Genomic DNA, 9,491 nt, shown 5'->3' on the forward strand with positions numbered 1-9,491 from the left:
GCCCCACATTCATCACAACATTCTCCCCAACGGGGCCGTTTGTCGCGGCCGGGGCGGCTTGGTCCGGGGTGGGCGCCGGACCTCGCCGCCTCCACGGGAGGCGTCCGACGCGGCTACTCGGCGTACGGCTGGTCCTCGCCCTGGTCGCTGTAACCCAGGCTCCAGACGTAGCCGTCGGGGTCGGCGAAGGTGCCGCCGTAGCCGCCCCACGGCAGGGCGCCGGCGGGCTTGAGGATCGTGGCGCCGGCCTTCTCCGCCTCTTCCATGATCTCGTCGACCCGGGCCTCGCTGCGGACGACATAGGTGAGGACGACCCCGCTGAAACCGCTGCCTTCCGGGCTCAGCCCGACCAGGCCGGCCAGACCTTCGCGGCCGTAGAAGCCGACGGGCGAGGCGCCGTCCGACTCGAAGAACACCGAGATCCCGTAGTCGTTCTGGATCTTCCAGCCGAGCCCCTCGGTGTAGAACCGCTTGGCCCGGTCCATGTCCTGGACGGCGAGCAGGATCGAGCTGACGTGCGCTTTCATGCCTTGTCTCCTTGACGCTTCAGACGTTCTGACGATGAGAGCCACGCTACGGAAGGCGCCTCTCCGGGCGCTTCTCGATTCCTGACCGGTTGCCCCACCGGCCCCGCACGACGACTTGACGAGCCCCCATCAATTGTACGAGTATCCCGAACTGTACGTTTTTCCCGAACTATCGTATGAAGGTGCACCCGTGAGACGCCGCCCCGGCCTGATCCTCGCCCTGCTGGCCCTTTCCCAGCTCATCACCTCGCTCGACTTCAACATCGTCTTCGTCGCCCTCCCCCGGATCGGCGCCGAGCTGGACTTCTCCCCGCAGACCCTGCAATGGGTGGCCAGCGCCTACGCCGTCGCGTACGGCGGGTTCCTGCTGCTCGGCGGCCGGGCGGCCGACCTGCTCGGGCACCGCAGGATGTTCGTGGGCGCGCTGGCGCTGTTCGCGATCGCCTCCCTGGCCGGCGGGCTGGCGCAGAGCCCCGGGACCCTCGTGGCCGCGCGGGCCGTGCAGGGGCTGGGCGGCGCGCTGCTGTTCCCGGCGACGCTGGCGCTGGTCAACACCGGGTTCGCCGAGGGGAGCGCGCGCAACAGGGCGCTGGCGGTCTGGAGCGGCGCGGGCGCCAGCGGCCTGGCGCTCGGCTCGTTGCTCGGCGGCCTGCTGACCGGCGCGTGGGGCTGGGAGGCGGTCTTCTACGTCAACGTGCCGCTCGCCGTCGTCGCGATCGCGGGCGCCTGGCTGCTGCTGCCCGCCGACGGAGCCCGCGCGCGGGGCCGCCGGTTCGACGTCCCGGGCGCGGTGCTGGCCACCGGGGGCGTCAGCCTGCTCGCCTACGCCCTCATCCAGGGCCCCGAGTCCGGGTGGAGCTCACCGCTCATCACCGGCGGGTTCGTGCTGGCCGCCGTACTGCTGGGCGCGTTCGTCGCGGTCGAGAAGGCGGGCGCCGACCCGCTCATGCCGCTGCGGCTGTTCGGCAACCGCAGCCTCGGCTCGGCCATCGCGGTCATCCTGGTCTTCGGCGCCACCTTCAACGCACTGCCGTACTTCCTGACCCTCTACTTCCAGACCGTGCTCGGGTACGGCGCCGTGGCGACCGGGCTGGCGTTCCTGGTGCCGTCCCTGCTGATCGCGCTCGGCACCCAGCTCGGCGGGCGGCTGGCCGGGCGGATCGGGATGCGGGTCACCCTGCTCATCGGCACCGTCGGCGGGGCGGCGGGCACCGCGCTGCTGGCGCTGGGGATCAGCGCCGACGGGTCGTACTGGGCGGTGCTGCCCGGCATCGTCGTGTCGGGCGTCAGCCAGGGCCTCACCTGGACCGGGATGTGGATCGCCTCGGCCACCGGCGTGGTGGCCGGCGAGCAGGGGATCGCGTCCGGCATGGCCTCGACCGCGCTCCAGGTCGGCGCGGCGCTCGGGCTCGCGGTGCTGGTCGCGGCCGGCGGGGTGGGCGAGGCCACCGGGCCCGCGCTCGCCGCCGGGATGCGTACGGCGGTGCTCGTCGCGGCCGCGGGCATGCTGCTCGGGACCGTCGTCGCCCTCACCTTCGCCAGGCACCGCGCCACCGCCCCGCTCCCCGCCTGACCCCGCCTGACCACCGGCCCCGGTCCGCTCCCCCACCTGTCTTCCGGCGCCAGGGGCGCTGCCCCGCCCCGGCGCTCACCCCTGGCGGAGGCGGTCGTAGAGCAGGCAGATCGCGCCCGAGTCGGTGGTCGACAGGTCGGTGAGCGACCAGTGCGAGGCGGGCAGACCGTCCTCCAGCAGCCGGGCGCCGCCGCCGGCCACCTCCGGGCAGAGCGTGATGCTGAGCCGGTCCAGCGCGTCCGCCGCCAGCAGGGCCTTGATGACGCTGCCGCTGGCCAGGACGATGATGTCGCCCCCGGACTGCCCCCGCAGCCGCTCGACCACCTCGGCGGGACCGGCCTCGGCCAGGCGGGAGTTCTGCCACGGCGCGTCCGTCAGGGTCGAGGAGAAGACGATCTTCTCGGTCTCGTCGAGCCACTGGGCGAAGGCCCGGTCGCGGGGATCGGCGTCCTCGTCCTTGGTGACCGCCGGCCAGAAGGAGCCGAAGCCCTCGTAGTTCTTCCGGCCGAGCAGGACGGTGGTGGCGGCGCCCGTCACGCGGATCATGTGGTCGCGGGCGCCGTCGCTGACGGCGTGCGGGACGATCCAGCTCATGTCGTACTCGCCGCCCTGGCCGCTGACCCGGCCGTCGAGGGACAGCGAGATGTTGCCGACGACCCTGCGGCCCTGGACGTTGCCGTGCTGCGTCATTTCCGACTCTCCTTGGAAGTGCTTTCCCGATGTGCACGATCCTGCCGTTCGGGCAGGCCGGGAACATCGGCCACCTGGCAGAGATGCCGCCCAACCCCTGGCCTATTTGCTGACATACTTCGGGCGATGTCTGGTTTTCGTCATGCTCCGGCGGAGTTGTCGTCGTTCGTGGGCCGGGTCGAGGAGCTGGCGGCGGTCGGCGCGGCGGTGGCGTCCGGTCGGGTCCTGACCTTGACCGGTCCGGGCGGGTGCGGGAAGACCCGGCTGGCGATGCGCCTGTGCCAGGCGGCGGCCGGGGAGTGGCCGGACGGCGTCTTCTGGGCCGGCCTGGAGCAGGAGACCGACGGCGGCCAGGTCGGCCACCGGATGGCCGCCGCGCTGGACGTCCTGCTGCCCGCCGGGCGCGACCCGGTGGCGGTGCTGGCCGCCGCGCTGCGGGAGCGCGAGCTCCTGGTCGTCCTCGACAACTGCGAGCACGTGCTGGACGACGCGGCCGGGGTCGTCGCGGCGGTGCTGGCGGCGTGCCCGCGCGTGGCGGTGGTCGCCACCAGCCGGTCCAGGCTCGGCGTGCCCGGCGAGCGGGTGTGGCCGGTGCCGCCGATGAGCCTGGCCGACGCCCTGGAGCTGTTCCTCGAACGCGTCGACCCGCCCGCGGGGTCCCCCTCGGACGATACGGCGGCCCGCGCGGCCGGGTCGCAGGCCAGGCGGATCTGCGACCGGCTCGACCGGCTGCCCCTCGCGCTGGAGCTGGCGGCCGGCTGGGCGGGGGCCCTGTCGCTGACGCAGATCGCGGACTCTCTGAGCGCCCCCTTCGACCTCCTGGACGGCGGCGCGCGCACCACCCCCTTCCGCCAGCGCACACTGCAGGCGTCGATGAGCTGGAGCCACGACCTGCTGGACGACGACGAGCGGGTGCTGTTCCGGCGCGCAGGGGTGTTCGAGCCGGGCTTCACCGCCGACGCCGTGGCCCGCCTGGCCGAGCTCGGCGGGCCCGGCCGCGGGCGCCTGCTCAAGGCGTTGCGGGGGCTGATCGACAAGTCGCTGGTCGTGGCCGACACGACGGGCGCGGTGGCCCGGTACCGGATGCTGGGGGTGGTGCGGGCGTACGCGCTGGACCGCCTGGCTGAGGCGCAGGAGGACACGGCCGCGCGCGACCTGCACCTGGACCTGCACGTGTCGTTGCTGGAGGGCCTGGCGCCGCTGCTGGAGACCGGCAAGGACGCCTGGCGGGCGCAGGTCGGCGCCGCCTACCCCAACGTGCGCGCCGCGATCGAGTGGGGGCTGTCGCGTCCGGACACGGCGCGGGGGCGGCGCCTGGCCGCGGACTGCGCGTGGCTGTGGCACCTGGAGGGACGCGGCGCCGAGGGCGTCGCGCTGCTGCGCCGGGCCGCGGCGCTCGGCGCCGGCGAGCGCGGCCCGCTCCAGGCCCGGGTCCTGGCGGCGCTGGCGTTCGTGCTCAACACCGCCGAGCCGGGCATGGAGGCGTTCGAGGTGGCGCGGGCGGCGCGGGAGCTGGCGCGGGCGGCCGGCGCTCCGGAGGCGGCCCGCCCGGCCGGGCCGCTGATCGCGATCGGCCTGCTGGCGACGGGCCTCCCCGAGGCGCTGGCGGAGGCCCGCGCGGTGCGGGACGAGGCCGTCCAGGCCGGGGACGGGTTCGTCGCCGACTGCGCGGAGGCGTTCGTCGCCCTGGTGCACGTGCTCGGCGACGACTACCGGCAGGCGATCGCGTGCTTCGAGCCGGTCGTGGAACGGCTGCTCCGGCGCGGCGACCGCGGCGTGGCCTCCTTCGCGCTGGGCTGGTGGGCGCTGGCCGCCGCCCGGTCGGGCACGCTGGAGCGGGCCGCGGAGCTGGCCGGACGGGCCGTCGCGACGGCGGAACCGCTGCGCGACCTGCATTGGACCGGCTCGGCCCGGGTCGTCCTGGCGGAGATCCGCATCCTTCAGGGCCGCCTGCGGGAGGCCGCCGCCGCGCTGGAGCCCATGGAGCGCCTGTTCGACGCGGCGGGACGGCTGCCGTTCATCACCGGGTGGGAACGCACCCAGGCGATGCTCGCGCTCGGCCACGACCGCCCGCGCGAGGCGGTGGAGTGGTGCTGGCAGGAGGTGCGCTGGCAGGACGAGCCCGACGCGGCGTGGCTTGCGCCCGACACCCAGATCGTGCTGGCCGCGGCGCTGCGGCGATCCGGCGAGCAGGCGTCGGCGGCGCGGGTGCTGGAGGTGCTGGCGCGGTCGCCGGTGACCGGACGGATGCCGCGCGTGCGCGCCGGCGTGCTGGACGAGCAGGCGCTGCTCGCCCACGAGAGCGACCCCGAACGCGCGCTGCGGCTGCACCACGAGGCCCTGCGCATCCGCGTCGAGCACGACCTGGTCTTCGACCGCGTGGCCAGCCTGGAGGCCCTGGCGCTGCTCAACCTGCGTCGCGGCGCCGTCGAGGCGGCCGGGGTGCTGGCCGGGGCCGCCGGGCGCGCCCGCGCCGACCTCGGGGCCGCGCCCCGCCCCCTCCCGTCCGCCGACGGCGAGGACGGCGAGACCCTGCGTACGGCCGCCGAACGGGGACGCGCGATGGACCTGGACGCGGCGGTCGCCTACGCCACCCGCGCCCGGGGGCCGCGCCGCCGGCCCGGATCCGGATGGGAGAGCCTGACCCCGGCCGAGCGGTCGGTGGCCGGGCTCGCCGCCGAAGGGCTGTCCAACCCGGAGATCGCCGCCCGGCTGTTCGTCAGCCGGGGCACGGTCAAGACCCACCTGGCGCACGTCTACGCCAAGCTCCAGGTCGCCAACCGCACCGAACTCGCCCGCGCGACGTCCGCCCGCGACGGGGAGGACGCGACGCGTACGGGGTGAGCGCCCGTCCGGACGCCGGTGACGTCAGGGGGCGGGAACGAGGTCGCGGCGGATGGCCTGGCTCGCCGCGCGGTGCTCGGCCGCCGCGGCCGGGTCGGTCTCGTCGAGCACGGCCGCGATGCCCTCGTGGGCCAGGACCTCCTTGTGCCGCGCGCCCACCTTGGGAGCCAGTTCGAGAGCCTGGCGGTGCAGGCGCAGCGCCTCCTCGGGCAGGCCGGCCAATCGGCACGTCTCGCCGTAGCCGTAGAGGAAGTGCACCTTCCAGTGCTCCTCGAACAGCTCGTCCAGCAGGGCGAACGCCTGCCGGTGGCTGTCCAGCGCCTCCTCGTGACGGCCCGTCTGGCGCAGGGCGACGCCCAGGCAGTTGAGGCACCACGCCTCGTTGTGCTTGTGGCCGTCCTCGCGGGCCAGCTCCAGGGCCTGGCGCAGGTGCCCGGCGGCCTCGTCGGGCTGCTCGTGCACGATGGCCAGGCCGAGGGTGATCCGGGCGGTCAGCGTGGCGGGCCAGCCGGGCTCGCCGTGCGTCAGGGCCAGCACCTCGCGGGCCAGCCGGGCCGCCTCCTCCCGGCGTCCCAGTTGCAACATCGCCCACGCCTCGTCGGCCGCGGCGTGGGCCGCGCCCATCGGGCAGCCTGCGTCGTCGTAGAGCCGGGCCGCCTGCCGGAAGAGGTCGAGCGGCTCCTCGACGTGGCCCTCGTCCCAGCTCAGGTAGCCGCGGCGCATCATCAGGTCCGCCGCGGAGCGGGCGTCGCCGGCCTGGGACACCAGGGGCGCCGCCGCCTCGTACGCGGCTCCGGCCTCGGCCATGCGGCCCGCGTTGTAGCGGGCGAAGCCCAGGTCGCTGTGCGCCTCGGCGAGCTGCCACGGGTCGCCCAGGCGTTCCGCGGCCGCCAGCGACCGTTCGAAGAGCATGTTGAGGTGGGTCGTGCCGCAGCGCCGGGCGAAGAACGCGCGCATGAAGCGGGGCAGCTCGCACGCGTGCGCGTCGGCCCCGATGGCGACCGCCAGCTCGAAGGCGCCCATCAGGTTGCCGTACTCGGCGACGAACCAGCCCAGAGCCGCGTGCTTGCTGCCGAACGCCGGCAGATCGGCCGGAGGGCTGCCCGCCGACGCGGCACGGCTGCCCGACTCGTACGGCATCGCGGCGTCGGCGGCGGCCGCCGCGTGCACGTAGTAGTCGAGCACCCGGCCCAGCGCCTGCTCCCGCTCGGCCGGCGAGTCCTGCTCCTCGGCGGCCCGGCGCGCGTGCTGGTGGACGAGGTCGTGCAGCGTGTACCGGCCGGGCGAGGGCTGCTGGACGAGGTGGGCGTCGAGCAGGTCCTCCAGCATCGCCCGCGCGCTGCGCAGCGGCACGCCGGCCAGCGCGGCGGCCACGTAGTCGTCGAAGGAGGACCCGGACAGCAGGCCCAGCAGCCGGAACAGGCGGCGCTGGGCCCGGTCGAGCTGCCGTACGGACATGGCGAAGGCGGTGTCGAACTCACTCGGGCCCTCGGCCATGCGCTCGACCAGGATGCCGGCGGTCCAGCCGGGCCGGTGCCGCAGCCGGGCCCCGGCCAGCCGCAGGGCCAGCGGCAGGTGGCCGCACAGCCGCAGCACCTCGGCCGCCGCCTCGGGGTCGCGGGCCAGCCGCCCGTCGGGGCCGCCGGGTTCGCCGCTGGCGCGGGCCAGCAGGCGCGCGCTCTCCTCCGGGGTGAGCACGTCCAGCGAGACGGGCGGCACCTCCTCCAGGCCGACCAGCCGGTTGCGGCTGGTGATCAGCGTGACGGTCTCGCCCGCGCCGGGCAGCAGCATGCGGACCTGGTCGGCCCCGGCGGCGTTGTCGAGCACCACGACGGCCCGCCGTCCGGCCAGCTCCGCCCGCCAGCACGCGGCCAGCGGCTCGATGCCGCCCTCCTGCGGGATCTTCTCCGAGGGGACGTCGAGCGCGGCGAGCAGGGTCCGCAGCGCGGGGTCGGGGTCGAGCGGTTCGCGCCCTTCGGTGAACCCGTGCAGGTCCAGGTAGAGCTGGGCGTCGGGGTAGTCGGCGGCGAGCCGGTGGGCGGCGTGCACGGCCAGGCAGGTCTTGCCGACGCCCGCCATGCCGTCCACGGCCACCACCCGGTTCTCGGCGACCGCGGCGAGCACGGCGTCGAGCTGGGCCTCGCGCCCGGTGAAGTCCGGCACGTCGCGCGGCAGGTCGTTGCGCGGCGGACGGGGGGCGCCGGCGGGCGGCGAGGGCGGCTGCACCTGGCGGCTCGCCTTCGGGGGCGCCGGCAGGGGGTTGGTCGCCCGCTCCCACAGGGGACGCAACGGGCGGGGGTCGCGCTTGACCAGGCGGCACAGCTCGATCACCGCGGCCCACGGCGGCACCGACTGGCCGCTGAGATAGCGCGACAGCGAGGACGAGCTGAGGCCCGTCTCGCGGGCGAGCGCCCGTACGCCGTGCCCGGAGAGCTCCTGGAGCAGGCGTAGCCGGTTGGCCAGCTCGTCCTGGGGGTCCGCCGTCTGCTGTCGTGTCACCTGTTTCTGCCTTTCTGTCCCGTCGCGAAAGAAACTTACCTGGACGAATCACCGCAGGCCAACGGCATTCCGGCTGTCCCACGGTGTCCCACGGGCATCGTCGTGGCGCGCCGGCTCGGCTGAGATGGAGTCACGCCCCGGGGGACGGGGCGCCGACCAGGACAAGCACCCCGAAAAGGGAGAACCATCATGCAGTCTCGTATGCAGAACCCGGCCGTCGTTCTGTCCGGCGCGATGCAGCCCATCCAGGACCTGTTCAAGGCGGTGCACTCCGGCGGGGTGGACGCCCAGACGCTGGAGCTGGTGCACCTGCGGGTCAGCCAGATCAACGGGTGCAGCGCCTGCGTCGACGCGGGCGTCAAGACCGGACGCAAGTCCGGGGTGAGCGAGGAGCGGCTGGCCACGGTCGTCGCCTGGCGGGAGGCCCCGTACTTCAGCGAGGAGGAGCGGGCGGCGCTGGAGCTGGCCGAGGCCGCCACGCGGCTGGCCGACCGGTCCGACGCGGTCAGCGACGAGGTCTGGGACAGGGCCGCCACCTACTACGACGAGAAGCAGCTCGCCGCGATCGTGCTGATGGTCGGCGTGACCAACCTGTTCAACCGGCTCAACGCCACCACCCGGCAGATCGCCGGCGCCTGGGGCTGAACCACACCACCCATAAAACGGTCAGCACTAACATTCAACCCACAAAGAAGGAGATTTCACCATGAGCACCACGAAGAAGACCGGCGCGGACAACAAGGGTTTCGAGGGTTTCAGCGAGGACGAGCGCGCGGCGATGAAGGCGCACTCCAGCGAGCTGAAGAAGGCCGCGCGGCGCGGCGGGAAGGCGACGGCGGCCGACGGCGACCGCGACATCCTGGAGAAGATCGCCGAGATGGCCGAGGACGACCGCGTCCTGGCCGAGGCGGTGCACGCCATCATCAGGTCCGCCGCGCCTGACCTCACCCCGAAGACCTGGTACGGGATGCCGGCCTACGCCAAGGACGGCAGCGTCGTGTGCTTCTTCAAGCCCGCGGCGAAGTTCAAGTCCCGGTACGCCACCCTCGACTTCAACGACGGGGCGACCCTTGAGGACGGCGCCATGTGGCCGAGCGCCTTCGCGCTGAAGGAGCTGACCCCCGAGACCGAGGCGCGCATCGCCGCCCTCGTGCAGCAGGCCGCGGGCTGAGGTCCGGGAACCCACCGGGTTCTGCTCCACCGCGGCGGGCCGGACCCTGCTCCGGCCCGGCCCGCCGCCGTGGAGCACGTGACCGTCAGACCTCTTCCACGCTGCTCGGCTCACGCCGGGACAGATCGATACCGAGTTCCTCCGCCGCGCGGAAGACGTCCTCGTCGGTGTCGCGCATCTCGATGGA

Annotated in this window: 7 protein-coding genes; 4 read left to right on the forward strand and 3 right to left on the reverse strand. The window is 74.4% G+C overall.

Annotation, left to right across the window (positions count from 1 at the left end):
* Window positions 1-113: 113 nt before the first annotated feature.
* Window positions 114-527 carry a VOC family protein gene (locus AB0J97_RS51180; protein ID WP_357710818.1) on the reverse strand — a complete coding sequence of 138 codons (414 nt, stop codon included), beginning with the start codon at window positions 525-527 and terminating at the stop codon, window positions 114-116.
* Window positions 528-717: 190 nt separating this feature from the next.
* Between AB0J97_RS51180 and AB0J97_RS51185 the strand changes: the two genes are divergently transcribed.
* Window positions 718-2,100, forward strand: a complete 1,383-nt coding sequence (locus AB0J97_RS51185) for an MFS transporter (RefSeq protein WP_364104616.1) — start codon at window positions 718-720, stop codon at window positions 2,098-2,100.
* 75 nt (window positions 2,101-2,175) lie between these two features.
* Here the strand turns inward: AB0J97_RS51185 and AB0J97_RS51190 are convergent, their stop codons facing one another.
* Complete coding sequence (locus AB0J97_RS51190; RefSeq protein WP_364104619.1) at window positions 2,176-2,790, reverse strand: dihydrofolate reductase family protein; 615 nt, start codon at window positions 2,788-2,790, stop codon at window positions 2,176-2,178.
* A gap of 126 nt (window positions 2,791-2,916) precedes the next feature.
* Between AB0J97_RS51190 and AB0J97_RS51195 the strand changes: the two genes are divergently transcribed.
* A complete protein-coding gene (locus AB0J97_RS51195) occupies window positions 2,917-5,634 on the forward strand; it encodes a LuxR C-terminal-related transcriptional regulator (protein WP_364104622.1) in 2,718 nt (905 codons plus the stop codon).
* 24 nt (window positions 5,635-5,658) lie between these two features.
* Here AB0J97_RS51195 and AB0J97_RS51200 read toward each other — a convergent pair whose 3' ends face one another.
* Window positions 5,659-8,133, reverse strand: a complete 2,475-nt coding sequence (locus tag AB0J97_RS51200; RefSeq protein ID WP_357710828.1) for a tetratricopeptide repeat protein — start codon at window positions 8,131-8,133, stop codon at window positions 5,659-5,661.
* A 189-nt stretch (window positions 8,134-8,322) separates the two neighbouring features.
* On the opposite strand from AB0J97_RS51200, the gene AB0J97_RS51205 reads away from it, so the two are divergent.
* A complete protein-coding gene (locus tag AB0J97_RS51205; RefSeq protein WP_357710830.1) occupies window positions 8,323-8,778 on the forward strand; it encodes a carboxymuconolactone decarboxylase family protein in 456 nt (151 codons plus the stop codon).
* A gap of 61 nt (window positions 8,779-8,839) precedes the next feature.
* On the forward strand, window positions 8,840-9,304 hold the full coding sequence (locus AB0J97_RS51210) for a DUF1801 domain-containing protein (RefSeq protein ID WP_364104626.1): 465 nt from the start codon (window positions 8,840-8,842) through the stop codon (window positions 9,302-9,304).
* Window positions 9,305-9,491 lie beyond the last annotated feature (187 nt).

The organism is Nonomuraea sp. NPDC049607, assembly GCF_040675375.1.
Lineage (GTDB): Bacteria > Actinomycetota > Actinomycetes > Streptosporangiales > Streptosporangiaceae > Nonomuraea.